Source organism: Synechococcus sp. CCY 9618 (assembly GCF_019038415.1).
Lineage (GTDB): Bacteria > Cyanobacteriota > Cyanobacteriia > PCC-6307 > Cyanobiaceae > Cyanobium.
Genome location: NZ_JAFKRG010000013.1, coordinates 1 through 26,168 on the forward strand (window position 1 = coordinate 1; position 26,168 = coordinate 26,168).

At 69.1% G+C, this 26,168-nt stretch carries 25 protein-coding genes and 1 pseudogene; 13 read left to right on the forward strand and 13 right to left on the reverse strand.

Annotated elements, in window-relative coordinates; genetic code table 11:
- Both KUG41_RS04170 and KUG41_RS04175 read right to left on the reverse strand, forming a co-directional pair.
- Positions 1-471 (reverse strand): annotated as a pseudogene (locus KUG41_RS04170) (alpha/beta hydrolase); the annotation flags it as partial.
- Positions 471-1,655 carry an aminotransferase class I/II-fold pyridoxal phosphate-dependent enzyme gene (locus KUG41_RS04175; protein ID WP_216901431.1) on the reverse strand — a complete coding sequence of 395 codons (1,185 nt, stop codon included), beginning with the start codon at positions 1,653-1,655 and terminating at the stop codon, positions 471-473. The pseudogene KUG41_RS04170 and the gene KUG41_RS04175, both read right to left, overlap by 1 nt.
- 87 nt (positions 1,656-1,742) lie before the next feature.
- On the opposite strand from KUG41_RS04175, the gene KUG41_RS04180 reads away from it, so the two are divergent.
- Entirely contained in the window at positions 1,743-4,577 is a 2,835-nt protein-coding gene (locus KUG41_RS04180) for an RNA helicase (protein WP_254216826.1), read from the forward strand.
- A 627-nt stretch (positions 4,578-5,204) separates the two neighbouring features.
- Positions 5,205-6,230, forward strand: a complete 1,026-nt coding sequence (locus KUG41_RS04185) for a hypothetical protein (RefSeq protein ID WP_216901399.1) — start codon at positions 5,205-5,207, stop codon at positions 6,228-6,230.
- 395 nt (positions 6,231-6,625) lie between these two features.
- Here the strand turns inward: KUG41_RS04185 and purB are convergent, their stop codons facing one another.
- Both purB and KUG41_RS04195 read right to left on the reverse strand, forming a co-directional pair.
- On the reverse strand, positions 6,626-7,921 hold the full coding sequence (gene purB / locus KUG41_RS04190; RefSeq protein ID WP_216901401.1) for an adenylosuccinate lyase: 1,296 nt from the start codon (positions 7,919-7,921) through the stop codon (positions 6,626-6,628).
- Positions 7,922-7,984: 63 nt separating this feature from the next.
- The gene (locus KUG41_RS04195) at positions 7,985-8,179 is read right to left on the reverse strand and encodes a hypothetical protein (RefSeq protein WP_216901403.1); all 195 of its coding nucleotides are present in this window, start codon (positions 8,177-8,179) and stop codon (positions 7,985-7,987) included.
- A 138-nt stretch (positions 8,180-8,317) separates the two neighbouring features.
- Between KUG41_RS04195 and KUG41_RS04200 the strand changes: the two genes are divergently transcribed.
- Entirely contained in the window at positions 8,318-9,142 is an 825-nt protein-coding gene (locus KUG41_RS04200; protein ID WP_216901405.1) for a TlyA family RNA methyltransferase, read from the forward strand.
- Between the two features lie 17 nt (positions 9,143-9,159).
- Here the strand turns inward: KUG41_RS04200 and KUG41_RS04205 are convergent, their stop codons facing one another.
- A complete protein-coding gene (locus KUG41_RS04205) occupies positions 9,160-9,498 on the reverse strand; it encodes a P-II family nitrogen regulator (RefSeq protein WP_216901406.1) in 339 nt (112 codons plus the stop codon).
- Between the two features lie 189 nt (positions 9,499-9,687).
- On the opposite strand from KUG41_RS04205, the gene queF reads away from it, so the two are divergent.
- Positions 9,688-10,098 (forward strand): preQ(1) synthase, encoded by a 411-nt coding sequence (gene queF, locus KUG41_RS04210; RefSeq protein ID WP_216901408.1) that lies wholly within the window; start codon positions 9,688-9,690, stop codon positions 10,096-10,098.
- A gap of 4 nt (positions 10,099-10,102) precedes the next feature.
- On the opposite strand, the gene KUG41_RS04215 is transcribed toward queF, so the two are convergent.
- From KUG41_RS04215 to KUG41_RS04245, 7 genes are all read right to left on the reverse strand, one after another.
- On the reverse strand, positions 10,103-11,443 hold the full coding sequence (locus tag KUG41_RS04215; RefSeq protein ID WP_216901434.1) for a cytochrome c biogenesis protein ResB: 1,341 nt from the start codon (positions 11,441-11,443) through the stop codon (positions 10,103-10,105).
- Positions 11,444-11,463: 20 nt separating this feature from the next.
- Positions 11,464-12,192, reverse strand: a complete 729-nt coding sequence (locus KUG41_RS04220; RefSeq protein WP_216901409.1) for a cytochrome c biogenesis CcdA family protein — start codon at positions 12,190-12,192, stop codon at positions 11,464-11,466.
- Between the two features lie 25 nt (positions 12,193-12,217).
- On the reverse strand, positions 12,218-13,375 hold the full coding sequence (locus KUG41_RS04225) for an FtsW/RodA/SpoVE family cell cycle protein (RefSeq protein ID WP_254216827.1): 1,158 nt from the start codon (positions 13,373-13,375) through the stop codon (positions 12,218-12,220).
- A gap of 234 nt (positions 13,376-13,609) precedes the next feature.
- Positions 13,610-13,810 carry a phycobilisome linker polypeptide gene (locus KUG41_RS04230; protein WP_216901411.1) on the reverse strand — a complete coding sequence of 67 codons (201 nt, stop codon included), beginning with the start codon at positions 13,808-13,810 and terminating at the stop codon, positions 13,610-13,612.
- A 46-nt stretch (positions 13,811-13,856) separates the two neighbouring features.
- On the reverse strand, positions 13,857-14,345 hold the full coding sequence (gene apcB / locus KUG41_RS04235) for an allophycocyanin subunit beta (protein ID WP_216901412.1): 489 nt from the start codon (positions 14,343-14,345) through the stop codon (positions 13,857-13,859).
- Positions 14,346-14,388: 43 nt separating this feature from the next.
- A complete protein-coding gene (locus KUG41_RS04240; protein WP_015110589.1) occupies positions 14,389-14,874 on the reverse strand; it encodes an allophycocyanin subunit alpha apoprotein in 486 nt (161 codons plus the stop codon).
- A 369-nt stretch (positions 14,875-15,243) separates the two neighbouring features.
- Positions 15,244-18,270, reverse strand: coding sequence for a phycobilisome rod-core linker polypeptide (locus tag KUG41_RS04245; protein ID WP_216901413.1), 3,027 nt, complete (start codon positions 18,268-18,270; stop codon positions 15,244-15,246).
- Positions 18,271-18,421: 151 nt separating this feature from the next.
- On the opposite strand from KUG41_RS04245, the gene KUG41_RS04250 reads away from it, so the two are divergent.
- The 9 genes from KUG41_RS04250 (at position 18,422) to KUG41_RS04290 (ending at position 25,540) form a co-directional block, all read left to right on the forward strand.
- A complete protein-coding gene (locus KUG41_RS04250; RefSeq protein WP_216901414.1) occupies positions 18,422-19,630 on the forward strand; it encodes a class I SAM-dependent methyltransferase in 1,209 nt (402 codons plus the stop codon).
- 46 nt (positions 19,631-19,676) lie between these two features.
- Positions 19,677-20,150 carry an ATP synthase subunit I gene (locus KUG41_RS04255; RefSeq protein WP_254216828.1) on the forward strand — a complete coding sequence of 158 codons (474 nt, stop codon included), beginning with the start codon at positions 19,677-19,679 and terminating at the stop codon, positions 20,148-20,150.
- Positions 20,151-20,207: 57 nt separating this feature from the next.
- Positions 20,208-20,936: a F0F1 ATP synthase subunit A gene (gene atpB / locus KUG41_RS04260; RefSeq protein ID WP_216901416.1), complete on the forward strand. Its 729-nt coding sequence runs from the start codon at positions 20,208-20,210 to the stop codon at positions 20,934-20,936.
- 153 nt (positions 20,937-21,089) lie between these two features.
- Entirely contained in the window at positions 21,090-21,335 is a 246-nt protein-coding gene (atpE, locus tag KUG41_RS04265; RefSeq protein ID WP_216901419.1) for an ATP synthase F0 subunit C, read from the forward strand.
- 95 nt (positions 21,336-21,430) lie between these two features.
- Positions 21,431-21,913 carry a F0F1 ATP synthase subunit B' gene (locus KUG41_RS04270; protein WP_216901421.1) on the forward strand — a complete coding sequence of 161 codons (483 nt, stop codon included), beginning with the start codon at positions 21,431-21,433 and terminating at the stop codon, positions 21,911-21,913.
- Between the two features lie 20 nt (positions 21,914-21,933).
- Positions 21,934-22,449 carry a F0F1 ATP synthase subunit B gene (locus tag KUG41_RS04275; protein WP_216901436.1) on the forward strand — a complete coding sequence of 172 codons (516 nt, stop codon included), beginning with the start codon at positions 21,934-21,936 and terminating at the stop codon, positions 22,447-22,449.
- Complete coding sequence (gene atpH / locus KUG41_RS04280; protein ID WP_216901423.1) at positions 22,449-22,997, forward strand: ATP synthase F1 subunit delta; 549 nt, start codon at positions 22,449-22,451, stop codon at positions 22,995-22,997. Before KUG41_RS04275 ends, atpH begins: the two co-directional genes overlap by 1 nt.
- 61 nt (positions 22,998-23,058) lie before the next feature.
- Complete coding sequence (gene atpA, locus KUG41_RS04285) at positions 23,059-24,576, forward strand: F0F1 ATP synthase subunit alpha (RefSeq protein WP_216901425.1); 1,518 nt, start codon at positions 23,059-23,061, stop codon at positions 24,574-24,576.
- 13 nt (positions 24,577-24,589) lie between these two features.
- Entirely contained in the window at positions 24,590-25,540 is a 951-nt protein-coding gene (locus KUG41_RS04290) for a F0F1 ATP synthase subunit gamma (protein WP_216901427.1), read from the forward strand.
- A 120-nt stretch (positions 25,541-25,660) separates the two neighbouring features.
- On the opposite strand, the gene KUG41_RS04295 is transcribed toward KUG41_RS04290, so the two are convergent.
- Complete coding sequence (locus KUG41_RS04295) at positions 25,661-25,993, reverse strand: hypothetical protein (protein ID WP_216901429.1); 333 nt, start codon at positions 25,991-25,993, stop codon at positions 25,661-25,663.
- Positions 25,994-26,168 lie beyond the last annotated feature (175 nt).

Genomic DNA, 26,168 nt, shown 5'->3' on the forward strand with positions numbered 1-26,168 from the left:
GCCGATGGGCTGGTCGGCGGGGCCGGGGGGCAGCAGGTCGGCCGGATCGGGGCTGGCCGCCACGGCCAGGAAGCGCCGAAGCAGGGCCTGGGCCCGCAGGGCCGCCTCCGCCTCGCTGGGGCCGTCGGCCAGTTCGGCCGCCATGGCCGCCAGCGCGGCTTTCACCCGGCGCCCCTCGGACCCCGGCGGCACGAAGCGGCCGAAACCCGCCAGCAGCACCACGGCCTCGGCGCCGGCCAGCAGCTCGGCCTCCAGCAGGTGGGGGCCCATGGAATGGCCGATCAGCACCCGCCGGCCGGCCCCGTTCCAGGCGGGCCTGGCCGGCGGGTGGCAGCCGTAGCCCTGCTCGCCGCAGCTCCACTGCCAGCCCAGGGGGGCGGTGGCCTGGCGCCAGGGGGTCCAGTTGAGGCCGTCGCCGGCCCAGCCGTGCATGCCGATCACCTGGACGGCGGATGGGGCGCTGGGGGCCATCACGGGTGGAGTGAGGAGGGGGCCGGGCCGAGGGCCTCGATCAGGCGGGGGAGGGTGCCTTGGGGCAGATCCTGCCGCAGCACCAGCCGCAGCCGGGCCTTGCCGGGCGGCACCGTGGGCGGGCGGATCGCCACCGCCAGCAGGCCGGCGGCTTCCAGCCGCGCCTGCAGGGCCAGGGCGGCCCCGTCGTCGCCCACCAGCAGGGGCAGCACCGGCCCGTGGCCCAGGGGCCGCCGCCAGCCCGCCGCCGCCAGCCCCTGCCGCCAGCGCTCCGCCCGCGCCAGCAGGGCCGGGGCCACGGCGGGCCGGGCCTCGATCAGCCCCAGGGCCGCCAGGGCCCCGGCCGCCAGGGGCGGCGCCAGGGCGGTGGTGTAGCGGAAGGCGCCGCTGGCCTGCAGCAGCCACTCGGCAACGAGGGCATCGGCGGCCAGGAAGGCGCCGCCGCTGCCGAAGGCCTTGCCGAAGGTGCCGCTGATCAGGTGCACCCCCTCCAGCCCATGGGCCAGGCCGCGGCCGCTGGGGCCCAGCACCCCCAGGGCATGGGCCTCATCGACCAGCAGCAGGGCCCCGTGGCGCCGGCAGAGCTCGGCCATGGCCGCCAGCGGCGGGCTCGTGCCCTCCATGCTGAACAGGCTTTCGCTCAGCACCAGCCTGGTCTGATCGGGTTGCCGGTTTCGGGCCCGGGCCAGGCGCCGCTCCAGCTCGGCCAGGTCGTTGTGGCTGAAGCGCTGCAACTGCGCACCGCTGGCCCGCACCCCGGCCAGCAGGGAGTGGTGCACCAAGCGGTCGGCGATCACCAGGGCATGGCGGTCGGCCAGGGCGCTGAGGGCGGCGAGGTTGGCCTGGAAGCCGCTGGGGAACAGCAGCACCCGTTCCCGCCCCAGCCAGGCGGCCAGGGCCTGCTCCAGCTGCCGGTGCACCGGCCGGCTGCCGGTGACCAGCCGGGAGCCGCCGGCCCCCAGGCCGCTGGCCTCCAGCTCCGCCGCCGCCGCCGCCAGCACGGCGGGGTGGCGGCTGAGGCCCAGGTAGTCGTTGCTGGCCAGATCCAGCAGGGGTGCCCCAGCCGGGCCGGCTTCTGGCACCAGGGCCCCGCCGGCGACGGGGCGGAAGCTGCGCAGGTCGCGGCGGCGGCTGGCGGGCAGGGCGGCGAGCCCGTCGCGCAGCCGGCGTTGCCAGGGGGGCATCAGGCCGTCGGCATCCACGGGGCGGGCCCGAACGCTGCTGGGCCGACCCTAGGGGGCCGGGGTGCGGCCAGCCCATAGGATTGGCCGATGCCCGATCGCCGCACCGCAGGCAGCGCCACCGAAGCCGACACGGAGAGCTCCGAAACGGTGCGTGCCAGCCCTGTGCCGCCGCTGGAGGAGCTGTTCCCCTTCCCGCTCGACGGTTTCCAGCTCGAGGCGATCGATTCCCTGAACCAGGGCCACTCGGTGGTGGTGAGCGCCCCCACCGGCTCCGGCAAGACCCTGGTGGGCGAGTACGCCATCCACCGGGCCCTGGCCCACGGTCAGAAGGTTTTTTACACCACACCGCTGAAGGCGCTCTCCAACCAGAAACTGCGCGATTTCCGCGAGCAGTTCGGCCATGAACGGGTGGGCCTGCTCACCGGCGATCTGAGCCTCAACCGGGAGGCCCAGGTGGTTGTGATGACCACCGAGATCTTCCGCAACATGCTCTACGCGGAGATCGACCACCTCGACGACGACCCCCTGGCCGACGTGGAGGCGGTGGTGCTCGACGAGTGCCACTACATGAACGACACCCAGCGGGGCACGGTCTGGGAGGAGTCGATCATCCACTGCCCCACCCGGGTGCAGCTGGTGGCCCTCTCGGCCACGGTGGCCAATGCGGGCCAGCTCACCGACTGGATCGAGCGGGTGCATGGCCCCACCCGGCTGATCCACAGCGACTTCCGCCCCGTCCCCCTGGCCTTCAGCTTCTGCAGTGCCAAGGGCCTGCACCCGCTGCTCAACGACGAGGGCACGGGGCTGCACCCGAACTGCAAGGTCTGGCGGCCTCCGAAAACCACCCGCCGCAAGGGTCCGAAGGAACCGCGGCCGCCCCAGCCGGAGGCACCGCCGATCGGCTTCGTGGTGGCCCAGATGGCGGAGCGGGAGATGCTGCCGGCCATCTACTTCATCTTCAGTCGCCGCAACTGCGACCGCTCGGTGCGCGACCTGGGCAAGGTGTGCCTGGTGGATGCCGCTGAGCAGGCGCGGATCCGCACCCGCCTGGACGCCTTCATGGCGGTGACACCGGAGGCGGTGCGGGAGGGCGGCCATGCCGATGCCCTGCTGCGGGGCATCGCCGCCCACCACGCCGGCGTGCTGCCGGCCTGGAAGGAATTGATCGAGGAGCTGTTCCAGCAGGGACTGATCAAGGTGGTGTTCGCCACGGAAACCCTGGCCGCCGGCATCAACATGCCGGCCCGCACCACGGTGATCTCGGCCCTCTCCAAGCGCGACGAGCGCGGCCACCGGCCCCTGATGGGCAGTGAGTTCCTGCAGATGGCGGGCCGGGCCGGCCGCCGCGGCCTCGACACCCAGGGCTACGTGGTGACGGTGCAGAGCCGCTTCGAGGGGGTCAGGGAGGCCGGCGCCCTGGCCACCAGCCCGGCCGATCCGCTGGTGAGCCAGTTCACCCCCAGCTACGGCATGGTGCTCAACCTGCTGCAGCGCTACGACCTGGCCAAGGCCCGGGAGCTGGTGGAGCGCAGCTTCGGCCGCTACCTGGCGGGGCTGGATCTGGCCGAGGACGAGGCCCGCATCGCCGAGCTGATGGTCCAGCTGGCCAGCCTGGAGAGCAGCGGCGGCGAGGTGCCGTGGGACGACTTCGAGGACTACGAGAAGCTGCGCGGCCGGCTGCGGGAGGAGCGGCGCCTGCAGCGGATCCTGCAGCAGCAGGCCGAGGAGACCCTGGCCCACGAGCTCACCCTGGCCCTGCAGTTCGCCAGCGAGGGCACCCTGGTGAGCGTCAAGGCGCCGGCCCTGCGCAGCCGGGTCACCCCGGCGGTGATCGTGGCCAAGGTGCAGGGATCGGGCCAGTTTCCGCTGCTGCTCTGCCTCACCGACGAGAACGTCTGGATCCTGCTGCCCTGCCATGCGGTGGTGACCCTGCACGCTGAGCTCAGCTGCCTGCAGGTGAACCAGGTGGAGCCGCCCGAACTCCACCACGCCGGGGAGCTGCGCCACGGCGACAACGCCAGCGGCGGCCTGGCCCTGGCGGTGGCGTCGATGGCCCGCCGCCACGACATGCACACCCCCCGCTACGACCTGGCCGGCGAGGTGCAGCAGCAGGGCCAGCTGGTGCACCAGCTGGAGGGGGAGCTGGAGGCCCACCCGGCCCACCGCTGGGGCGACCGCAAGCACCTCAAGAAGCACCGTCGCCGCATGGAGGAGCTGGAGGAGGAGATCGGCGAACGCCAGCGGCTGCTGCATCACCGGGCCAACCGCCACTGGGACACGTTCCTGTCCCTGATCGCCATCCTGCGCTTCTTCGGCGCCCTCGATGGCGAGGAGGGTCTGGAGCCCACCGAGGTGGGCCGCACCGTGGCGGCCCTGCGGGGCGACAACGAGCTCTGGCTGGGTCTGGCCCTGATGAGCGGCCACCTGGATGGGCTGGATCCGGCTGAGCTGGCGGCGGTGCTGGAGGCCATCTCCACGGAGGTGAACCGGCCCGACCTCTGGTGCGGCTACCCGCCGCCGCCGGCCTCCGAGGAGGCCCTGCACGACCTGCGCAGCCTGCGGCGGGAACTGCAGCGCCAGCAGGAGCGGGCCTCGGTGGTGGTGCCGGTGTGGTGGGAGCCCGAGCTCACCGGCCTCGTCCACGCCTGGGCCCGGGGCGCCAGCTGGAACGACGTGATCGCCAACACCTCGCTGGATGAGGGCGACGTGGTGCGGATTCTGCGCCGCACCGTGGACCTGCTGGCCCAGGTGCCCTACTGCGAGGCGATCAGTGAGCAGCTGCGCCGCAACGCCCGCCTGGCCCTCAAGAGCATCAACCGCTTCCCGGTCTGCGAGATCGAGGACCTGCTCAAAGGCGGCAACGGCCAACTGGATCCGGCCACCGAGCGGCCGGCGGCACCCGATCCGGCGCCGGGACGCTGAGCGGGGCCCCGGCGACCGAAGCATGGGCTGCGGGGGAGGCTGATCGCCAGGGGCTCCGGCAGGTGCCGCGGGCCTTCCGGTGCTGCTGCTCCAAGCGGATTCGCCTTCGGGCAACGATGGGGGCACCAGGCTGCATCCGCCCGTAGCGGCGGGCCCGGTGGCGGCGGTGGGGTGGTGCTCCGGGTGGCACCACAGCCTTCCACCTGTCTCCAGCCGCGCTTGCGCCTGTGGGCCGTGACGGCCGGAGGTTGTGCTTCCCCTTTGTGGACACCTCGCAGCAGATTCGCTGCGGCAGCCAGGTGCTGGTGGATTCGTTTGTCGGCGAGGTGGCCGTTCCCTTCGGAACTGTCCATGGCGACCAGTGAGCCATCGCCCATTCATCCACCCCCAAGGTGTCGGTCGTTACGGCCGGTCAAATCTATTAATTGTTGGTGTATTGTCGGTGGGTATCCTTAAGGTCACAGCGCTGCGATGAAACGCTTGTCGATGAAACCCCTGTCACTTCTGGGAAAAGCGACAGCCGCCTGCGACGGGTCAGGGGCGAGAAGGGCCATCGACGGCCGCGCGACCAGGCCCACAGCCTTCGCTCCCAGCCAGGCCCGCGGGCCTGCTGCGCCATCGGGCTCCGTGCGCCTCGGACTGCTCGGGCTGCTGGTCGCCACGACCTGCGGAGCCTCGAACCAAGCGATGGCCCTCACCTTCACAGGTGACCCCGCCGCCGATGGTTGGTCCTTACTTGGCAATTCCTCGGACCCCGCCTATTTCGTCAGGGGAACCAACAGCTTTAATCTCTACACGACAACATTTACGCTCGGATCCACAGATACCGTTGATCTCGGGCCTAATCGTTTTCCCTATGGCGACGCCTTCCTTTACAATGGCGATGCGGATACATGGGATGTTGGCGATACCATTCTTGGCTTCGGTGTCAGCGGCTGGGGATCTGGTGCAGGGGGTTATCCCTCAACTGAGGGAAGTCTGTTTTTTCTGAAGTTTGATCCTGCTGGCACCGGTGTTTTCGGAAACGCCGCTTCTGGCAAAACGAATAATGATGCCGCTATCTACCAGTCTCCTGGGTCCTTTACCTTTGATTTCAATTCCGGAACACAAAACCGCAACGAGGGCGCTCCTCCCAAGCAGCCTTACCAGACCTTTCTCGTGCAAGACGAGGCATGTCCCACCCCATTCCCTTGCAGTTCGACGTTAACTCCATACTATTCAGGCGGTGATTCTCTGCTTTCTAACGGCAACAACCAGTCAACGACAGGGGCTGGCACGTTGCCCATGAGGTCGTTTGGCATCCAGGCCGGCAGCGAAACGTCGTGGTCATCCTTCCAGATCTTTATCAACACAGCCCTGCTGCCGGAAGAGGTGGGCACCTTCGGCTCCAACAGCAAGTTCAGCTTCAGTTCCTGGAACTTCGGCACGGCGGGGGTGTTTGACGAGGCCGCCGGTTGCCTGAATCCCCTCGGATGCACGGCACCTTCCCCAGCCCCTGATGATGATCCAGGCGGTGCACCCGATGGTGGCCCCACTGGTGCCCCAGCGGCAGCTCCCGGTCCGTTGCCCCTGCTGGGTGTCTCTGCTGCCTTCGGCTTCAGCCGCAGGTTGAGGCGGCGGATCAAGGGTTCCGGGTCTGCGCCGAGGGCATGAGTCTGGCGCGAGGGCATGGGTCTGGCGATTGATTCGCTGGAATTTCCAGAGCTGAACCGCGCCTGTTCATCGTTCCCATCCAGCGCGATCTTCCTGCCGGTGGGTCCTGGCCTTTTGCATGCGTTCCGCCCATCCAGGAGACGCCGAGGGAGGATGCAAGCCTCGATCAAGGGATGCCTTCGGAACCGGCCGTCGGCTGAGGAAAACGAACAGACCGGGTCGCCGGTCGCCACGCCCCCGTGTCCCTGATCAACGGCGCCGGGCGCGTTCGGTGCGGCCCCTGATCGGCTGCGGCACGCCGTCCAGCAACCTCCCCTGGCGTCTCCCATGGCCCATCCCAAGCCAGCGGGATACCCTCCGCCGTTCGGCTCCCGTCTGGCGGAATCGGATCGCAATCAGATTCCCAGCCGCTCCCAGATCACATCCAGCTGGGCCCGGTGCAGGTCGGTGGCGAAGCAGGCGGCGAGCTGTTCAGCGCTGAGCTGGCCGGTGACGGCCGGATCGGCCGCCAGGTTGGCGCGGAAGTCGCCGCCCTCGCTGTTCCAGGCGGCGTGGGCGTGGCGCTGCACGATCCGGTAGGCCTCCTCCCGGTTCAGCCCCGCCTCCACCAGGGCCAGCAGCACCCGCTGGCTGAACACCACGCCGCCGTAGACGTTCATGTTGCGGGCCATGTTCTCGGGGTACACCCCCAGCCCCTGCACCACGGCGGTCATTTCCCGCAGCATGAAGTGCAGGGTCACCGAGCAGTCGGGCAGCATCATCCGCTCCACCGAGCTGTGGCTGATGTCGCGCTCGTGCCAGAGGGCCACGTTCTCCAGGGCGGCCACGGTGTAACTGCGCAGCACCCGGGCCAGGCCGCTGATGCGTTCGCTGCGGATCGGGTTGCGCTTGTGGGGCATGGCCGAGCTGCCCTTCTGCCCCTTGGCGAAGTTCTCCTCCACCTCCAGCACATCGGAGCGCTGCAAGTTGCGGATCTCGGTGGAGAACCGCTCCAGGGAGGTGCCCACCAGGGCCAGGGTCTGCACGTATTCGGCGTGGCGGTCGCGGCCGATCACCTGGGTGCTGGCGGTGTCGGGCACAAGGCCCAGCAGCCGGCAGGTGATGGCTTCCACCTGGGGGTCGGTGTTGGCGTAGGTGCCCATGGCACCGCTGATCTGCCCCACGGCCACCACCCGGGCCAGGCGCTCCAGCCGCTCCCGGTTGCGTTCGGTTTCGGCCAGCCAGCCGGCCACCTTGAAACCGAAGGTGATCGGCTCCCCGTGGATGGCATGGGAGCGACCGATCATCACCGTGTCCTTGTGGGCCCGGGCCAGCTGGCGCAGGGCCTCGGCCAGGCCATCGAGCTCCGTGCGCAGCACCGCCACCGAGGCCTTCAGCTGCAGCGCCAGGCCCGTGTCGAGCACGTCGGAGCTGGTCATGCCCACGTGGATGTACCGCCCGGCGTCACCCACGTGTTCGTTCACGTTGGTGAGGAAGGCGATCACGTCGTGGCGCACCTCCGCCTCGATCTCCAGGATGCGGGGCACCTCGAAGGCGGCCTTCCCGCGGATGGTCGCCATCGCCTCGGCCGGCACCCGGCCCAGCTCGGCATTGGCCTGGCAGGCGGCGATCTCCACCTCCAGCCAGCTGCGGAACTTGGCTTCCTCGCTCCAGAGATCGCCCATCTCCGGGAGGGTGTAACGCTCGATCAAGGGCCGGGCGGTGGCGAAGGATCTCCCAACTTATCGGCCGCCCCTCCCGGGGCCCCGGCAGGCTCAGGCCGCGGCGGTGAGGCGCCGGTAGGGAAGCTCCAGATGCACCATGCAACCCCAGGCCTGCTGACGCACCCAGCAGCGGCTGCCGCGGCGCTGGATCAGCTGGAAGGGCGGCAGGTCGTCGGGGTGGTCGTGAAGCCACACGAAGCTTCCGGGGTGGAGCAGCTCCACCACGTTGGATCCGGGGGCGGCCATGGTGGGAAACAGGCGGCAGTGGCGCCATCCTGCGACCGTTCAGACAGATACCGACGGGCCGTCGGTTTTTGTTCCGTTTCGGTGCGGGTTCGATGACAGCATGCCCTGGTACGCCGGGTCCCACGGCCGGAGAGCAGGATGGCCCGTAAGCAGCGCCTCGACCGGCGCTTGGTCGACCTGGGCCTGGTGGCCAGCCGCCAGCAGGCCCAGCAGCTGATCCGGGCCGGCCGGGTGCGGGGCGGCGGCCAGGTGCTCGACAAGCCCGGCACCGAGGTGGCCGAAGAGCTGTCCCTGGAGGTGGAGCAGCCGCCCCGGTTCGTCTCCCGGGGCGGCGAGAAGCTGGTGGCGGCCCTGGAGAGCCTGCCGATCCGGGTGGCTGGCCGGGTGTGCCTCGATGGCGGCATCTCCACCGGCGGCTTCACCGACTGCCTGCTGCAGCATGGCGCCGCCCGCGTCTACGGCATCGATGTGGGCTACGGCCAGACCGCCTGGAGCCTGCGCACCGACCCAAGGGTGGTGCTCAAGGAGCGCACCAACCTGCGCCACCTCAGCGCCGAGGCCCTCTACGGCCCACAGGATCCCCGGCCTGATCTGGCCGTGGCCGATGTGTCGTTCATCTCCCTCACCCGGGTGTTGCCCGCCCTGCGGGCCCTGCTGGCGGATCCGGCCGAAGCGGTGCTGCTGGTCAAACCCCAGTTCGAGGTGGGCCGCCATCGGGTGGGCAAGGGCGGGGTGGTGCGGGATCCGGCCGCCCATGCCGATGCCATCGGCGGTGTGCTCGCGGCGGCCCTGGCCCAGGACTGGCACCCGGCCGGCCTGCTGGCCTCTCCCCTCACCGGTCCGGCGGGCAATCACGAGTACCTGCTCTGGCTGCGGCCGCCTGGGGCCGACGGTGCCGTGCCATCGGACGACTGGCCCGGCCGGATCAGCGCCCTAGTGGCCGCCACCCTGGCCGGACCCTGAAGGTCCCAGCCGGTGGCTCAGATGGCGCCGCTGTCGAGGTCGCCGGTGCGGATCCGGATCACCGAATCGATCGTGCTGATGAAGATCTTGCCGTCACCGATCTCTCCGGTGCGGGCCGCATCCTGCACCGCCTGCACCACCGTGGCCACCCGTTCATCGTCGACGACGATTTCCAGCTTCAGTTTCTGCAGGAATTCCACCGTGAATTCGGAGCCGCGATAACGCTCCACCTGACCCTTCTGGCGCCCGAAGCCCCGCACCTCACTGACCGTCATGCCGACGATGCCGGCATTGACCAGGGCGATCTTCACATCCTCGAGCTTGAAGGGGCGGATGATGGCCTCGATTTTCTTCATGGCGTGCTGCGGTCAGGAAGGCGACGGTTGGAGTCTCTCAGAGTCCCCTCCGTTGTGGGGACGGTTCCATTACCGCCGAGCCCTGCCGGGGTCGTCGTAACGGTTGATACGTCAGCCCCGGGCCGCTGACCGACGCCCGCCCGGGCGCCTCCTGTACGGTCGGATTTCCTTTTCCATCACCCGCGGACCATGGCTTCCGGTGTCGCCGACCAGACCCTCACCCCCCTCTACGGCGAGCGGGCCATTGCCGAGGCCCAGCTGATCTGCTTCACCAATCCCCGCGAGGGCCGGGCCTACGAGGTGTCGATCGAGCTGCCGGAATTCACCTGCACCTGTCCCTTCTCTGGCTACCCAGATTTCGCCGTGCTGCGGCTCCTCTACCAGCCCGGTCCCCGGGTGCTGGAGCTCAAGTCCCTGAAGCTCTATGTGAACAGCTACCGCGACCGGTCCATCTCCCATGAGGAGGTGGCCAACCGGATCCTCGATGATCTGGTGGCGGCCTGCGCGCCGGTGTGGATGCAGCTGGAGGCCGATTTCAACCCCCGCGGCAACGTGCACACCGTGGTGCGGGTGAGCCACGGCTCCCGCCAACCCTGCTGACGCTTCAGGCCCGGGTCGCTTCCACCGGAGCGCTCTCCAGCCCCTGCAGCAGGGCTGGCAGTTCGCCGGCGAAGGCGGTGAGGTTCCGGTTGCACAGTCCCCCAACGTGCAGCTGTCCGGCCCGGGCGTCGGCGATGGCCCAGAGCTGGCGGGTGGCCACCAGGCTCAGGGCCCCGCCAGCCAGTGCGATGGCGAAGCCGGAGTAGACCAGCGGCACGCCGGGATCGCGCTTGAGCAGGATGCCGCTGGCCGGCAGCACGCTCGCCACCCGGATCGGCAGGCCCTTGACCTCCTGGGCGGCGCCGCCTGGCACCAGCTGGGCCAGGGCCACCCCGTCGGGGCCGAACACCTGCACCGGCCCCTGTTCGCTGGTGAGGCTGAGCAGCACCGGATCGGAGCCATCGGGGCGGGTGGGCAGCACCAGCCCCCAGATCTGATCCCCCAGCTGGGGGAAACTCTGCAGCGGCAGTTCCAGCACAGGGCTGCGCCCCAGCTGCAGGCTGATCGTCGCCAGCGACCAGTCGGCCTGGTAGAGCGTCATGCCGCGGTAGCGCAGGGGATGGTTGACGCTGATCGCGGCTGCCGTGCTGGCTGGCGCCGCAGCGCGGGGATCCTCCTGGGCCTCCGCTGGCGGGGGGATCAGCCGCAGGCTGGAGGAGAACTGCTCCGGCCGGCCGGCGGGATCCCTCTGGATCCGGAAGTCGTCGAGGGCCAGGGTCACCTGGGTGCGGCCGCGGCTGTCGAGCAGCTCCAGCTCCCGGCCCGGGGCCAGGAACCGCTCCAGCCGCTGGCCTCCCAGGGCCCCCCAGGCCGCTCCCACCATCAGCACCACCATGCCGGCATGCACCAGCAGGGGGCCCACCCGGCCCAGCACCCCCCGGCGGGCGGCCAGGCGATCATCCTGGCGGCGGATCTGCCAGCCGCCCCCGCGCAGCTCAGCCTCCAGCCGCTCCAGACCGGCGCCGGGCTGGTCGGTCACCAGGGTTTCAGCCACGCTGAGCTTGCTGAGCTGGCGGGGGGTGCGGTAGTCGATCCAGCGGAGGGAGGCCTGCAGGGCGGGCCACTGGCGCCGCCAGCTGCACAGGATCAGGGACAGACCCAGCCAGGCCAGCAGGCCCAGGAACCAGCTGCTGGAATAGACGTGATCCAGCTGCAGCCGCAGCACGCCCTCCCCCTGGAGCACGCCCAGCCAGGGGTTGGGGTCGTAGAGATGGTGGTAGAAGGCCTCCTCCTCTTTCTGGGGGATGGCGGTGCCGATGCCGCTGGCGATGGCGATCAGCAGCAGCAGGCCGATGGCCAGGCGCAGGTCGGAGATCCAGCCGGCCAGGCGCTGCAGGGGCCGCAAGAGCCTGGACAGGGGGGCACTCATGGCAGCACCGACAGCAGGGTGATCCCGCCGCTGGCGAGCAGCACCACGCCGCTGATCGGCGGCACCCACTGGCCCAGGCGGCGCAGGGCCAGCAGGCTGGGCAGGGAGGCGGCCATGGTGCCGGCCAGCAGCAGCGGCAGCACCTGACCGGCTCCGAAGCTGGTCAGCAGCACCATGCCCACCAGCGGCTGGCCGCTCTGGGCCATCCAGGCCAGCAGCACGGCGAGCACCGGTGTGGTGCAGGGGGTGGCGGCGAGACCGAAGGCGAGGCCGGCGGCCAGGGGAGCCAGGGGTGCCGGCACCCGCCGCCGCCAGCGCTCCGGGTCGGGTCCCGCCGGCAGGGGAAGCCGCAGCAGCCCGAGCAGGTTGAGGCCCATCACCACGGCCACCACCGCCACCAGCAGTGGCAGCTGGCCGGGGATGCGGCCATAGAGGCGGCCCATCAGACCGCTGGCCAGGCCGAGCAGCACCAGGGCCGCCACGATGCCGGCGGCGAAGCTGACGCTGCGCTGCCAGGGGGCACGCTCCTGGCCTTTGCCGCCGAACCCGGCCAGGTAGGCCAGGGTGACGGGCAGCAGGGAGAGGGAGCAGGGGCCGAGGCTGGTGAGCACTCCGCCGCCGAAGACCACCGCCAGGGTCAGGGGGCCGGGATGGGCCAGGGAGCCCTGGAGCAGTTGTTCGCTGCTGCGGGCCCACTCGGCAAACGGCAGCCCGGGGCTGAGCATGGGCCGAGAAAATGTGCCGGGGAGCTCAGCCTATCGGGGCGGGCCGTTCGGCCCGGCGGCGGGGGCGGACTGATTCCAGCCCCGAGGACTCCAGCGAGCAGCGCAGCAGCAGGCCGGCCACGAACAGGCTGCTGAGCAGGGAGTTGCCGCCGTAGCTGATCATCGGCAGCGGCAGACCCGTGGTGGGCATCGAGCCGCTGGCCACGGCGATGTTGAGGATCGACTGGCCAACCAGCAGGGTGGTGCAGCCGATGGCCACCAGCCGGTGCTGGTTGCTGCGGCAGGCCAGGGCCACCCGCAGCCCCACGAAGCCGAAGATCACCAGGAACAGGATCAGCATCAGTGAGCCCACGTAGCCGAATTCCTCGGCGAAGACAGCGAAGATGAAATCGGTGGTCTGGATCGGCAGGTACTGGAGCTTCTGGGTGGAGAGCCCGAAGCCGGACCCCAGCACACCCCCCGAGCCGATGGCCAGCAGGCTCTGGACGAGCTGGTAGCCATCTCCCTGGGCGACCCGCCAGGGATCGAGGAAGGAGGTGACCCGGTCCAGCTGGTAAGGGTTGATCGCGATGCTGGCGCTGCCCAGCAGGCCACCGGCGGTGGCGGCACCCAGCAGCAGCTTCAGGGGCAGGCCGCCCGCCAGGGCCATCAGCCACAGCAGCAGGCCCATCAGGGCTGCAGTGCTGAGGTTGGGCTGCTTGAGGATCAGCAGGATGACGACCCCGTAGATGGTGATCCAGAGGAGCTTCTGATCGAGGGCGATGCGACGCCAGTGGGAGAAGATCACCGCGCCCTGCAGGACGATGAAGGGCTTGATCAGTTCCGAGGGCTGCAGCTGGATGGGTCCGAGAACGAGCCAGCGGCTGGCCCCGTTCACCGTGCTGCCCACCACCAGGGTGGCTCCCACCAGCAGGGCCCCCACCAGCAGGGCCGGTGCCGCCAGGTGCAGCCAACGCCGCATGGTGGTGCGCAGGGCCAGCCAGAGCAGGCCCCAGCTGGCCACCAGCCAGATGGCCTGACGCTTGAGGTAGTAGGCCCCGTCGCCCATCTCCCGCTCCGCCACCCACCAGCTGGCGGAGGTGAGCACCAGCAGCCCCACCAGGCTCCAGATGGCCACCAGCCCCAGCAGCAGGCGGGCTTCAGCGGGCCACTGGTGCCAGGGCAGCGGAATCAGACCGGCCATGGGGCGGCCCTGGTGTGCGCGGGGCGACGGGTTGGGCAAGGCCGCAGGGAAGGTCCGTGAATGGCCCATTCAGCCGTGGCCTGGGTGGGTTTGTCGAGTCGCCCGGCACATTTCTGCGCCTGTCCGCGCCTGTTGTGCAGCACCGGTGGGGTCACACGAAAAAGCCCGGCCGTGGGCCGGGCATGGGGAGAGGCGCCGGACGCCTCCTGGTGTGCTTGGCGCTGGTTGCCGGCCTCAGTTGCCGCAGTTCTGCTGGCGGCGGCCGGTGGCCAGTTCCACCTTCAGGATCCTGCCGCCCTGCTTCATGATCCGCTGCTGCTCGGCGAACCAGCTGTGGTAAGGCACCCACTTGGTGAAGTAGGTGTTCTGCAGCTCCCTCTGAGTGCGCGCCTTTTCGGGGCAGGGGATGCAGGCCGTGATCTTGAACAGGCGCATGGGGTGATCCTCGGAAAACGTGCCGTGATGGGGGCGTTGCTGGGGATCAGTTGCCCAGGCCGGAGCTGATGTAGTCGAAGTAGACGCCCATCTCACGACCGGCATCGGGACCGACGAGGGCCGCAGTGGCTTCCTTCATCGCCTGGATCGACTGCACCGTGGCGCCGATGGGCACACCCAGGGAGTTGTAGGTCTCCTTGAGGCCGTTCAGCACCCGCTCGTCGAGGATCGACGTGTCACCGGCCAGCATGGCGTAGGTGGCGTAGCGGAGGTAGTAGTCGAGGTCGCGGATGCAGGCTGCGTAGCGACGGGTGGTGTACATGTTGCCACCCGGACGGGTGATGTCCGAGTAGAGCAGGGCCTTGGCGACGGCTTCCTTGATGATGGCCGAGGCGTTGGCGCTGATCGTGGCGGCGGCACGCACCCGCAGCTCACCGCTGGCGAAGTACTGCTCGAGGCGGCCCATGGAGCCGCCGTCGAGATAGAGCCCCTGGACGTCGGCCTGGTTGATGACGTTGGTGATGGCGTCTTGCATGGATCCTGGGTTTGATGGCTTTGGACGATAGGGAGGTGAAACCTCAGGAGAGGGCGCCGACCACGTAGTCGAAGTAGAAGCCGGCCTCTTCGGCATCGGAGCCGGTGAGGAGGCCCGTGGCCGCGGTCTTCATCTCGCGTACGGCTTCCGCCATCGCTTCGAGGGGGGTGCCGAGGGCGCGATACATCTCGCGGGCCCCGATGACGCCGATCTCTTCGATCGGGGTCACATCCCCGGCGACCACGCCGTAGGTGACCAGGCGCAGGTAGTAGTCCATGTCGCGCAGACAGGAAGCCGTCATCTCTTCCCCGTAGGCGTTGCCGCCGGGGGAGACGAGGTCAGGGCGCTTCTGGAAAAGCTGGCCTCCGGCCTGCTTCACGATGCGCTCCCGGCTTTCGGCCAGGACCTGGGCGACGCGCAGACGACGCTGACCCCCTGCCACGAACGACTTGATCTGGTCAAGTTCGCCAGGGCTGAGGTAGCGGGCTTCGGCGTCCGCGTTGATGATCGAGTTGGAGACGATGCTCATGCAGTTCTGCCTCGAAACAAGCGGTCACCGTGAAGGAGACCGGTATCCGGTGGGTAAGGGTGATCGGCTTGGCCGACCGTCGCATCATTCTGTGGCAAGCCCCCTCGCTCCCCTGCCGGCCGGTAACAGTTCTTCACGGCGGATTTCTGGGCGAGATCCCTTGGCTTGCAACGGCTTTCACCGAAGTTGTTATCACCCTTGAAGCGCAGCATTTGTTCACCATTTCATGCTGCCTTCGGGGACGACAAAAGCTTCCGGACAGGCGAATCTGCCCATCTCGTTGTAGAGAGCTGCCATAAGAAACACCCCCGGGGCTGACCCGGGGGGTGGGGGGATGGGGCTGTCATCAGCTCCGACGAAGGCCGGGGTTCAGATCGGCTCCCGCAGGGAGGGAGTGAGTCCTCCGTTGCCGCCGTAGAGGGCAGCGGTCCGATTCACCGTACTGAGCGGCAGCCCGTCCTCGGTGGCCAGTCCCCGCAGGTAGGGCACCGTGTCCTGGCCGAAGGCGGAGGCGTACTCCCTGCCGTCAAGCAGTTCGGCCACGGCGGCCTGCTGGCCCGCAGTGGCCCGGATGGCCAGGAAGCGGCTCACCTCAGCGGGCATGGCGGCCCGTCCGAGCAGGGCCAGGTAGGCCGCCGAGGCCGCCCGCAGGGGGGCCATCCGCTGGAGACGCTGCTGGAACAGATCGCTGCCGGCGATCTGGGCCACGAACTCGGCCACCGAGAGCTGGCCGTCGCGCAGCTGGGATTCGGGATCGCCCTGGCGCTCAGCCGCGAAGGGAACCCGGTTGAGCAGCTGGCGGTAGACCGCCTGCGCCACTTCCTGCACCTGGCCTTCGCTGGGATCGCGGACCAGCTGGACGGGCCTTGACAGGCTCTGGCGCCGCCGGAATCCCTGGGGTGTACCCGGCCGCAGGGCCCGGGCCATGGCGGCGTCGGGAGCGACGGCCGTGGCCGTGAGCAGGGAGGTGCCCACAAGGGGCCTCCAGGCACCGCCGATGCCGATGGTGGCGGGGGCCACGTAGCCATTGCCGGAGCCGCTGGCCGGCACGCCGCTGCGCCAGACAGGCGTGGCACCCCCGCCGGGCTGCCAGCGGGATTCGCTCCAGGTGCGGGTGGGGGCGGGGGCCTGCCTGATGGTTTCCGGACCGGCAGGCACGGCCGTGGCGCCCGAAACTTTCTGGCCTCCGGCCACATCCGCTCTCCAGAGTCCGCGCACCGGCTGTTTGGCCGGCAGGTTGCGGGGTACCAGGTCGCCCACGGTGCGCAGCTGCTGGCTCATGGCCACCGTGGGACGCTGGATCGGGGTAAGATCGGTGACCGTCTCGACGGTCTGCACCAGGCCCGGCACCCTGCGGGCGTTGCGGTCGGCGGGGGTGATGAAGCGCTCGTAGGGGACGGTGTCCTCGCCGAAGCAGTCGTTGTACTCGCGGCCTTCGAGCATGGCGTCGACGACGCCGTAGAAGCCCTTGCGGGCGGCGGTGTCGAAGTACGCGTTGATCTCCCAGCGGCCGAAGGTGGGCCGGCCCAGCAGACGCCTGTGCATCACCTCGATCGCCTTGGTGATGTAGAGGCCGCTCCAGTAGCGGCGGCGGAAGGCCTTGGAGCGGGCCACCTGGCGCACGAACTCGCGCAGGCTGATATCGCCGTTCTCGAGCTTGATCTCCTCCACCTTGTTGCGCTCACCGGCGTAGCCGGCGGTGCCCAGCACCTGCACGTAGACCGCATTGATCACGGCCTGGGTGCTGGACTCGGTACCGCGGATGCTGGGCTGGCCGCCCCGGCGGGGAGTGGAACTGCCACCGGTGGCGATCTGGCGCAGCCGCACCACCTTGGGCCCCACCCGGCGGGGGATGGACTTGCGGAACTGGGCGCTGTCCATGGGCCCGGGCTGGGCCATGCCGTTGCCGATCAGGATCCGACGGGTGTCGTAGCTGAACGGTGCCGGACGGGTGGCCACCGAGGCCGTGCCGGAGGGGAAGATCGCCCCATAGGTGAGGGCCAGGGGGTCGTTGCCGCCGCCGTAAGGGTGCTGGTCGGCCAGGGGCTGGCGGTAGGAGGCGTAGAGGGTGATGTACTGGGGCGCGCCCTCGAAGGGGGCACTGAAGCGGAACAGCTTGCGGTTCGATCCCCAGCCGGCGCTCTCCTGGGCCTCCTCGCCCAGGTCGCGCAGGTAGGGAACGGTCTCCTCCCCGAACACTCGGGCGTACTCCATCCCGTTGACCAGGGCATCCACCAGGCCGTTCAGGCCCTTGCTGCTGACGATGGCGAAGTACTGGCGGAATTCCTCGATCGAGCTCACACCCCGGCCGAGGAAGTGGCGGAAGGCCAGCTCAACCACGCGGCTGTTGGAGAAGCGTCCATAGAACTGGCGCCGGTAGACCTTGCTGCGGCCCAGGGCCCGGATGAACTCCCGCATCGAGAGCTGGCCCTGGCGCACCTGGGTGGCCTCCACGGGGCAGACCACCTGGGAGTACCCCTTGACGATGTCCCGCTCGAACACCTGGCGATAGGCGGCCCGGATGATCTCGGCCTTCTCCGCTCCCGACAGGCCACGCTTCATCACGAAGCGCTGGGCCCCTTCGGCGGCCAGGGCATAGATGGCGGGCAGCTGCAGGCCCTGGTTGACCGCGCTGCCGAGGCGGGCCCGGGTGGAGGGGGTGGCCACCTCGAGCTCCCTGAGGAGCACGTTGAAGCAGTCGATCACCAGCTGGCGGGCCTCGGGCTCACCCTTGAACAGGCCGGCGGCGGCGGCGCGCATCTCCTGCAGGGCCACGTTGGTGGCCGCCAGGGAGCAGGCCTTCTCGAGCACGTCGCGGAGGCCGCGGGTGTTCACCGCCAGGATGCTGGGGTCGCCTGCGATCACGGCGTAGCCCACGTAGCGCAGGAACCAGGCCATGTCCCTCAGCGACTTGCGCATGCGGGCGTTGCCGTAGATGGCCACCGAAATGGGGCTGAAGCCACCCGGCAGCACGACCCGCACGTCGGCGTCAGCCTGGACACCCTCGAGGATGCGACCCAGCAGGCCGGTGCCGCCGGAGCCCTGGGCGAAGGTGCGCACCGAGCGCTGGAAGGCGGCCTGGTCGGCCGCGAGAGCGATGGCGTCCCCACCGGTGGTGGCCGGGGTGCTCAGGGGGGCATCCAGATAGGAGAGGGGGGTGCCACCGGTGAAGATCCGGTTGGCGGCCCGGGCCACGATGGCGTCGGCGTTGGCGGAGATCCGCCGCGCAGCTTCGACGCGGATCTGGCCGCTGCGGAAGAAGGTTGTCAGGGCATCCAGTTCGCCGCCGTCGGGGAAACGGTCCTGCTGCTCTGCCTGCCGGACGCTGGAGAGCGGCAGGGTGTCGTAGCGCTGGGGGGCGACCCTGGTGCTGCCGCTGCTGGCGGTCACGGTCATGAACGAGAGCGAGCCGGGCTGGGTCACGTTACGGCTGGCCCCCAGGCCCTCCGGGCGGGGATGAACAAATGTTTGCAGCCTTCCTGCCGCTCCCGGCCGCACGGGGGGCGGCGCCGTGGAATGCTCCCCGGACCCCGCAGCCAAGGCGCCCATGGATGCCCCGCTGGATGCCGCCACTCCGGTGGTGAGCGCCTTCTACGACCGCTTCCCCTACCCGGGGGACCCCCTCCAGGACGGCCCACCGCCGGGATACAACTGGCGCTGGTGCGTGGACAGCGTGGTGGCGGCCGTGGCCGGGGCCCTGCCGCCGCCGCCCCGGCCCTGGCGGATCCTCGACGCCGGTTGCGGCACCGGTGTGAGCACCGACTACCTCTGCCACCTCAACCCGGGCGCCGCGGTGCTGGCGGTCGACATCAGCGCCGGTGCCCTGGCCGTGGCCCGTGAGCGCACCGCCCGTTCCGGGGCGGCGGAGCGGGTGGCGTCCCTGCGGATCGAGGAGCGCAGCCTGCTGGATCTGGCGGGGGAGGGGCCCTTCGACTACATCAACTCGGTGGGGGTGCTGCACCACCTCGACCAGCCGGAGGCGGGCCTGCGGGCTCTGGCGCCGCTGCTGCGACCCGGTGGTCTGCTGCATCTCTTCCTCTATGCCGATGGCGGCCGCTGGGAGATCCACCGCACCCAGCGGGCCCTGGCCCTGATGGGCGTGGGCACCGGGGAGGAGGGCCTGCGGCTGGGGCGGGAGCTGTTCACCACCCTCCCGGAGCGCAACCGTCTGCGACGCCATCACGAGCAGCGCTGGGCCCTGGACACCGCCGCGGATGCCAACTTCGCCGACATGTACCTCCACCCCCAGGAGACCAGCTACAACCTGGAGCGGCTGTTCCGCTTCGTCGACCAGCCCGGCCTGCGCTTCGCCGGTTTCTCCAATCCCCAGGTGTGGGATCCGGCCCGACTGCTGAGCGGTGAGCTGCTGGAGCGGGCCCGGGCGCTGCCGGCCCCTCAGCAATGGGCCCTGGTGGAGAGTCTCGACCCGGACATCAGCCATTTCGAGTTCTTCCTGCAGCGGGAGAACGGGGCCCTGCCGACCGCCCGGCCGGAGCCATGGAGTGATGCGGAACTGCTGTCGGCCGGCGGCGAGCGCAACCGCTGCCTCTGGGGCTGGCCCTCCACCGCGCTGCTGGGTCCCGACATGGCACCCCTGACCATCGCCGCGGAGGATCTGAGGCTGATGGAGGCCCTGGAGACGGCTCCCCCCGGCACTCCGATCGGGGAACTGCCCGTGGACCTGGGGCCCGCCGAGCGGGTGGCGGCAGTCCGGCGGCTGCAGGCGGAGCAGGTGCTTCTGTTGCTTAGAGCCTGAACGGGCTGAGTGATAAAGTCCGCTCGCCCAGACGGAGCCTCGACGGTTGCAGGCTGCCCTGACTCCCTCCCCGGATGCCGTCCCCCCTGTGGAGACGTCGACCGAAGAAGTCGGAGCCCCGCAGGTCATCGAAGCCCCCGCCCTTTCTGACGTCACCGACGCTCCGTCGCCGGTGGACAACGGGATGGACGGCTACCTGCGGCTGCAGCGCCGGATGCTTCTCTCCACGGTCTGTGTCACCGCCCTGGCGGTGCCGCTCACGGCCCTCTGGTTCGATCGCTCCGCCGCCCTCAGTCTGCTGGTGGGAGCCCTGGCGGGGCTCCTGTATCTGCGGCTCCTGTCGCGCAGCGTGTCCCGCTTCGGCGTCGCCACCAAGTCGATGGGCAAGGTCCAGCTGCTGGTGCCGGTGGTTCTGGTGCTCGCCGCCGCCCGGCTCCCTGCCCTCGAGATCCTGCCGGCCCTGGTGGGATTCCTGCTCTACAAGCCCGCCCTGATCGCTCAGGCCGTCCTCGACACCTGATCCCCATCTGTCCCCGCCGCCCCCGCGGCATCGACGTTCCGCCAGGCCCTACCACCGATGGCTCCGTTGCCCTTCGCCCTTCCCTTCGCCGCCCTCGAGGTCGGCCAGCACCTCTACTGGCAGCTCGGTCATTACAAGATCCATGGCCAGGTTTTCCTGAGCTCCTGGGTCGTGATCGGCGCCCTGCTGGCCGTGGTGGTGATCGGCACCCGCCGCATGGAACGGGATCCCAGCGGTGTGCAGAACCTGCTGGAGTTCCTCTGGGACTACCTGCGCGACATCGCCCGCGAGTACATCGGTGAGAAGGCCTACCGCGACTGGCTTCCCTTCATCGGCACCCTGTTCCTGTTCATCTTCGTGAGCAACTGGGGCGGTGCCCTGATCCCCTGGAAGCTGGTGCACCTGCCCAGCGGTGAACTCGGCGCCCCCACCGCCGACATCAACACCACCATCGCCCTGGCGCTGCTGGTGTCTCTGGCCTACTTCTATGCAGGACTGAGCCGCAAGGGTTTCCGGTACTTCGAGTACTACGTGGAGCCCACGCCGATCATGCTGCCGTTCAAGATCGTCGAGGATTTCACCAAGCCTCTCTCCCTCTCCTTCCGTCTGTTCGGCAACATCCTTGCCGACGAACTGGTGGTGGCGGTGCTGGCGTTCCTGGTGCCCCTGGTGGTGCCTCTGCCGGTGATGTTCCTCGGCCTGTTCACCAGTGCCATCCAGGCGCTGATCTTCGCCACCCTCGCCGCTTACTACATCGGTGAGGCGGTCCACGAGGAGCACCACTAGGCCTCCTCCAGCCTGACCGTTCCTGCGGTCTGGCAAACTCTCTGCGCGCAGGTCCGGCACGATCCGGGCCCGCCTTCCCAGGTGTCCCCGGCGCAGGGTTCTCGACAAGGTTCCTTCCGCGCTTCCCCGGCGCCCCACATTCCTAACTCCACCATGGATTCCCTCACTTCCGCTGCGTCCGTCGTGGCTGCTGGTCTCGCCGTCGGTCTCGGCTCCATCGGTCCTGGCATCGGTCAGGGCAGCGCGTCCCAGGGCGCCGTCGAAGGCATCGCCCGTCAGCCCGAAGCCGAAGGCAAGATCCGCGGCACCCTGCTGCTCTCCCTGGCCTTCATGGAGTCGCTCACCATCTACGGCCTGGTGGTCGCCCTGGTGCTGCTGTTCGCCAACCCCTTCTCCTGATCCGGGGCCCCGGAGGTTCAGGGTCACCCATCGACGGCGGCCCTGAATCCCCTGCCCTCCGCTCCAGGCTCCACCACCGCCCGCCTTAACGCCCCATGACCAGCTGGCTTCTGCTTGCCGAGGCAGGCGCGACCGCAGGGTCGCCCGAGGGAGGTCTGTTCGACCTCGATGCCACCCTGCCGCTGATGGCGTTGCAGGTGGTGCTCCTCACCTTCATCCTCAACAGCCTGTTCTTCCGTCCGGTCGGCAAGGCCGTCGAGGACAGGGAGGGCTACATCACCACCAGTCGTACCCAGGCCAAGGAGCAGCTCGCCCAGGCCGAGCGCCTCGAGGCCGATCTCAGGGAGCAGCTGCGCGGAGCCCGGCTCGAGGCCCAGAAAGTGATCCAGGACGCCGAGCAGGATTCCGACCGTCTTTACCGCGAAGCCATGGCGGTGGCCCAGGCCGATGCGATCGCCAGCCGGGAGAACGCCCGCAGCAAGATCGATGCCCAGCGCGCCGAGGCCCTCGGGGCCCTGAAGGCTGACGCCGACAGGCTTGCCGACCTCATCGTCGCCCGTCTCCTGCCCGCCTCATGACCCCCCTCTCCTTCTCCTCCGTGACGACCCCGCTGCTGGCGAGCCACGGCACCTTCGGTCTCAACCTCGACATCTTCGAGACCAACATCATCAACCTGGCGATCGTCATCGCCGGTCTGACCTGGTTTCTGAGGGGGTTCCTCGGAGGCATCCTGGCGCGGCGCCGGGAGCGCATCCTGGCGGAGCTCAAGGACGCCGAGGACCGTCTGGCCAGCGCCACCGCCTCCCTGACCGAGGCCCAGGCGAGCCTGGCTGATGCCAGGGCCCGGGCCGAAAAGATCCGCATCGACGGCAAGGCCCGCGCCGAGGCCATCCGGCTGGAGAGCGAGAAGCGCACGGTGGAGGAAATGGCCCGTCTCAAGCAGGACTCCCAGTCCGACCTGGCCTCGGAAGTGTCCCGGGTCAGCAAGCAGCTGCAGCGCGAGGCCGCCGAGATGGCGATTGAAAAGGCTCTGGCGAGCCTGCCGTCCCGCCTGGATGCCACCACCCAGGCCCAGCTGATCGATCAGTCCATCCAAACGCTGGGGAAAGCCTGATGCCGCTGCTCAACACCATCACCACTCCCTACGCCGACGCCTTCCTGCAGGTCTGTGACGCCAATGGGGACACGGACGCGGTGATCACCCAGGCGAAGGAGATGCTGGCCCTGTGGCACACCTCCAGTGACCTGCGCGAGGCCATGGCCTCGCCGGTGCTGGAAGTGGAGGGCAAGAAGGCCGCCCTGGCCAAGATCTTCGGCGAAACGATCTCGCCTTCCTTCCTCAACCTGCTCAGGTTGCTGGCCGACCGCCAGCGGATCGGCTTCCTGGACGCCGTTCTGGAACGGCTGCTGGAGCTCTACCGCGAGCAGAACCAGATCGCCCTGGCCACGGTGCGATCGGCCACCGAGCTCAGCGAGGAGCAGCAGGCTCTGATCGCCGAGAAGGCCAAGGCCGTCGCCGGTACCGACAAGGTGGAGGTCAGCCTCGTGGTGGATCCCTCCCTGATCGGCGGGTTCGTCCTCAGCGTCGGTTCCCGGGTGATCGACGCCAGCCTCTCCGGCCAGGTCCGGCGACTCGGTCTGGCGCTCGCCAATGTGAGCTAGCGCTCCCTCCCTACCCCTTCCTCTCCTCACTTCATCGCCTCCCCTCCGGGGACTCCCACCCATGGTTTCCATCCGCCCCGACGAGATCAGCGCCATCCTCAAGAAGCAGATCGCCGACTACGACAAGTCGGTTTCGGTCAGCAACGTCGGCACCGTGCTCCAGATCGGTGATGGCATCGCCCGGGTCTACGGCCTCGAGCAGGTGATGGCCGGTGAGCTGGTGCTGTTCGAGGACGGCACCGAGGGTCTGGCGCTGAACCTGGAGGACGACAACGTCGGCGTGGTGCTGATGGGCGAGGGCCTGGGCATCCAGGAGGGCAGCACCGTCAAGGCCACCGGCCGCATCGCGGCGGTGCCCGTGGGTGACGCCATGCTGGGTCGGGTGGTGAATGCCCTGGGCCAGCCGATCGACGGCAAGGGGGAGATCGCCACCACCGAGACCCGGCTGATCGAGTCGATGGCCCCCGGCATCATCCAGCGCAAGTCGGTGCATGAGCCGATGCAGACCGGCATCACGGCCATCGACGCAATGATCCCCATCGGCCGGGGCCAGCGGGAGCTGATCATCGGCGATCGCCAGACCGGCAAGACCGCCATCTGCATCGACACGATCCTCAACCAGAAGGGTGAGGACGTGGTCTGCGTCTATGTGGCCATCGGCCAGAAGAATGCCTCGGTGGCCAACGTGGTGGAGGTGCTGCGGGAACGTGGTGCCCTCGACTACACCGTGGTGGTGGCCGCCAGCGCCTCGGAAGCGGCGGCCCTTCAGTACCTGGCCCCCTATACCGGCGCGGCCATCGCCGAGTCCTTCATGTACAAGGGCAAGGCCACCCTGGTGGTCTACGACGACCTCACCAAGCAGGCCCAGGCCTACCGCCAGATGTCCCTGCTGCTGCGCCGTCCCCCCGGCCGTGAGGCCTACCCCGGCGACGTCTTCTACTGCCACAGCCGCCTGCTGGAGCGGGCCGCCAAGCTCTCCGACGCCATGGGCAAGGGCAGCATGACCGCCCTGCCGATCATCGAGACCCAGGCCGGTGACGTGTCGGCCTACATCCCCACCAACGTGATCTCGATCACCGACGGCCAGGTGTTCCTCAGCTCCGACCTGTTCAACTCCGGCCTGCGGCCCGCCATCAACGTGGGCATCTCCGTGAGCCGGGTGGGCGGCGCCGCCCAGACCAAGGCCATCAAGAAGATCGCCGGCACCCTGAAGCTGGAGCTGGCCCAGTTCGACGAACTGGCTGCCTTCTCCCAGTTCGCCTCCGATCTCGATGCCGCCACCCAGGCCCAGCTGGCCCGGGGCAAGCGCCTGCGCGAGCTGCTCAAGCAGCCCCAGTTCAGCCCTCTGATCCTGGCCGAGCAGGTGGCTGTGGTCTATGCGGGGGTCAAGGGCCTGATCGACGACGTTCCCGTGGAGCTGGTGCCCCAGTTCGCCCGCGAGTTGCGCGAGTATCTCAAGAGCAACAAGCCCGAGTTCATCAGCAAGGTTCAGACCGACAAGGTGCTGAGCGAGGAATCCGAAGCCATGCTCAAGGAGGCGATCAAAGAGGTCACCTCCTCGATGCTGGCCGCCGCCTGAGGAGGTACCACCCATGGCCAATCTCAAGGCAATCCGGGACCGGATCAGTTCGGTCAAGAACACCCGCAAGATCACCGAAGCCATGCGGCTGGTGGCGGCGGCCAAGGTGCGCCGCGCCCAGGAGCAGGTGCTGCGCACCCGCCCCTTCGCCGATCGTCTGGCTCGGGTCCTGCAGAACCTGGAATCCCGCATGGGCTTCGAGGGGGCCGACTCCCCCTTGCTCGGCGATCGGCGCCCGGTGAACGCCATCACCCTGCTGGTGGTCACCGGCGACCGGGGCCTCTGCGGTGGTTACAACGCCAACGTGATCCGGCGGGCCGAGCAACGCTTCGCCGAGCTCAAGGGTCAGGGCTTCACCGTCGACATGGTGCTGATGGGCCGCAAAGCCATCACCTATTTCACCAACCGCTCCTACCCGATTCGGGCCACCTTCACCGGCCTGGAGCAGGTGCCCACCTCGGCTGAGGCCGGCCAGATCGCCAACGAGGTGCTCGCCGCCTTCCTCTCGGCCAGCACCGACCGGGTGGAGATCGTCTTCACCCGCTTTATCAACCTGGTGAGCTCCCAGCCGGTGGTGCAGACCCTGCTGCCCCTCGATCCCCAGGGCATCGCCAGCCCGGACGATGAGATCTTCCGGCTCATCACCCGTGACGGCCGCCTCGGGGTGGAGGTCGGCACGGTGGCGAACGCCCAGCCCTCCCTCCAGCCCGATTTCGTTTTTGAGCAGAGCCCGGAGCAGCTGCTCAATGCCCTGCTGCCCCTCTATCTGACCAACCAGTTGTTGCGCTCCCTCCAGGAGGCCGCCGCAAGCGAACTGGCCAGCCGGATGACGGCCATGAACAATGCCAGCGACAACGCCAAGGCCCTCGCCAAGACCCTCACCCTCGACTACAACAAAGCCCGCCAGGCGGCCATCACCCAGGAGATCCTGGAAGTGGTGGGTGGTGCGGCGTCCATGGGCTGAGGTTCCTCAGCCAGGCGTCGAACCCCGGCAGTCCCTCTGGCGGCCATGCTCGTTTCACGAGCAACGCCGCCGACGGGGCTGCCGGGGTTCGACGTTGTCTTGAGGGATTGCTCGGGGGAATCAGTCGGGCTGGGGGCCGGTTGCGGCGGAGTGGGCCTGGAGCGCCATCGCCAGGTGGGCATGGAGGGCACCCATGGCCATCAGCTGGCGCGGGCTTCGGCCCTCGCTGACAACGTCGTCGCTGCTGCGCCCCAAAGCGGCCAGAAGCTGCTGGCTGCTGCGGCGCCATTCGGCCAGCAGGGATTCGAAGGCCAGGCGTTCGGCCGAGACCGGCATGTTGGCCGTGCCATGGGGCTCCGGTTCAACCGGGGCCTGGTTCAGCAGAGCCGCCAGCTGCCGGTAGCTCACCGAGGGGGGGACCTGGGAGTCGGGAAGGATGTGGTGTTCCTCCATGAGATGGGTGAAGAGAGTGGAATCAAGCTATGGACAGGGGCTCGCCGGGCAAAGGCCGGGCGATGGGGGGAAGTCCGTCCCTAGGAGGCTGCTGAAAAACCAGCTCAGCCGCGGGAGAATGGCCTAACGGCACTGAGCGAATGCGCGGCCAGCAGGAACGCACCGGCCCCCTGTT

What these genes read in the sequence shown, in the direction of transcription:
- KUG41_RS04175 (WP_216901431.1), bottom strand. Translation starts at nt 1,655, where the DNA reads ATGCCCCCCTGGCAACGCCGGCTGCGCGACGGGCTCGCCGCCCTGCCC.
- KUG41_RS04180 (WP_254216826.1), top strand. Translation starts at nt 1,743, where the DNA reads ATGCCCGATCGCCGCACCGCAGGCAGCGCCACCGAAGCCGACACGGAG.
- KUG41_RS04195 (WP_216901403.1), bottom strand. Translation starts at nt 8,179, where the DNA reads ATGGCCGCCCCCGGATCCAACGTGGTGGAGCTGCTCCACCCCGGAAGC.
- KUG41_RS04200 (WP_216901405.1), top strand. Translation starts at nt 8,318, where the DNA reads ATGGCCCGTAAGCAGCGCCTCGACCGGCGCTTGGTCGACCTGGGCCTG.
- KUG41_RS04205 (WP_216901406.1), bottom strand. Translation starts at nt 9,498, where the DNA reads ATGAAGAAAATCGAGGCCATCATCCGCCCCTTCAAGCTCGAGGATGTG.
- queF (WP_216901408.1), top strand. Translation starts at nt 9,688, where the DNA reads ATGGCTTCCGGTGTCGCCGACCAGACCCTCACCCCCCTCTACGGCGAG.
- KUG41_RS04220 (WP_216901409.1), bottom strand. Translation starts at nt 12,192, where the DNA reads ATGCTCAGCCCCGGGCTGCCGTTTGCCGAGTGGGCCCGCAGCAGCGAA.
- KUG41_RS04225 (WP_254216827.1), bottom strand. Translation starts at nt 13,375, where the DNA reads ATGGCCGGTCTGATTCCGCTGCCCTGGCACCAGTGGCCCGCTGAAGCC.
- KUG41_RS04230 (WP_216901411.1), bottom strand. Translation starts at nt 13,810, where the DNA reads ATGCGCCTGTTCAAGATCACGGCCTGCATCCCCTGCCCCGAAAAGGCG.
- apcB (WP_216901412.1), bottom strand. Translation starts at nt 14,345, where the DNA reads ATGCAAGACGCCATCACCAACGTCATCAACCAGGCCGACGTCCAGGGG.
- KUG41_RS04240 (WP_015110589.1), bottom strand. Translation starts at nt 14,874, where the DNA reads ATGAGCATCGTCTCCAACTCGATCATCAACGCGGACGCCGAAGCCCGC.
- KUG41_RS04245 (WP_216901413.1), bottom strand. Translation starts at nt 18,270, where the DNA reads ATGACCGTGACCGCCAGCAGCGGCAGCACCAGGGTCGCCCCCCAGCGC.
- KUG41_RS04250 (WP_216901414.1), top strand. Translation starts at nt 18,422, where the DNA reads ATGGATGCCCCGCTGGATGCCGCCACTCCGGTGGTGAGCGCCTTCTAC.
- atpB (WP_216901416.1), top strand. Translation starts at nt 20,208, where the DNA reads ATGGCTCCGTTGCCCTTCGCCCTTCCCTTCGCCGCCCTCGAGGTCGGC.
- atpE (WP_216901419.1), top strand. Translation starts at nt 21,090, where the DNA reads ATGGATTCCCTCACTTCCGCTGCGTCCGTCGTGGCTGCTGGTCTCGCC.
- KUG41_RS04270 (WP_216901421.1), top strand. Translation starts at nt 21,431, where the DNA reads ATGACCAGCTGGCTTCTGCTTGCCGAGGCAGGCGCGACCGCAGGGTCG.
- atpH (WP_216901423.1), top strand. Translation starts at nt 22,449, where the DNA reads ATGCCGCTGCTCAACACCATCACCACTCCCTACGCCGACGCCTTCCTG.
- atpA (WP_216901425.1), top strand. Translation starts at nt 23,059, where the DNA reads ATGGTTTCCATCCGCCCCGACGAGATCAGCGCCATCCTCAAGAAGCAG.
- KUG41_RS04290 (WP_216901427.1), top strand. Translation starts at nt 24,590, where the DNA reads ATGGCCAATCTCAAGGCAATCCGGGACCGGATCAGTTCGGTCAAGAAC.
- KUG41_RS04295 (WP_216901429.1), bottom strand. Translation starts at nt 25,993, where the DNA reads ATGGAGGAACACCACATCCTTCCCGACTCCCAGGTCCCCCCCTCGGTG.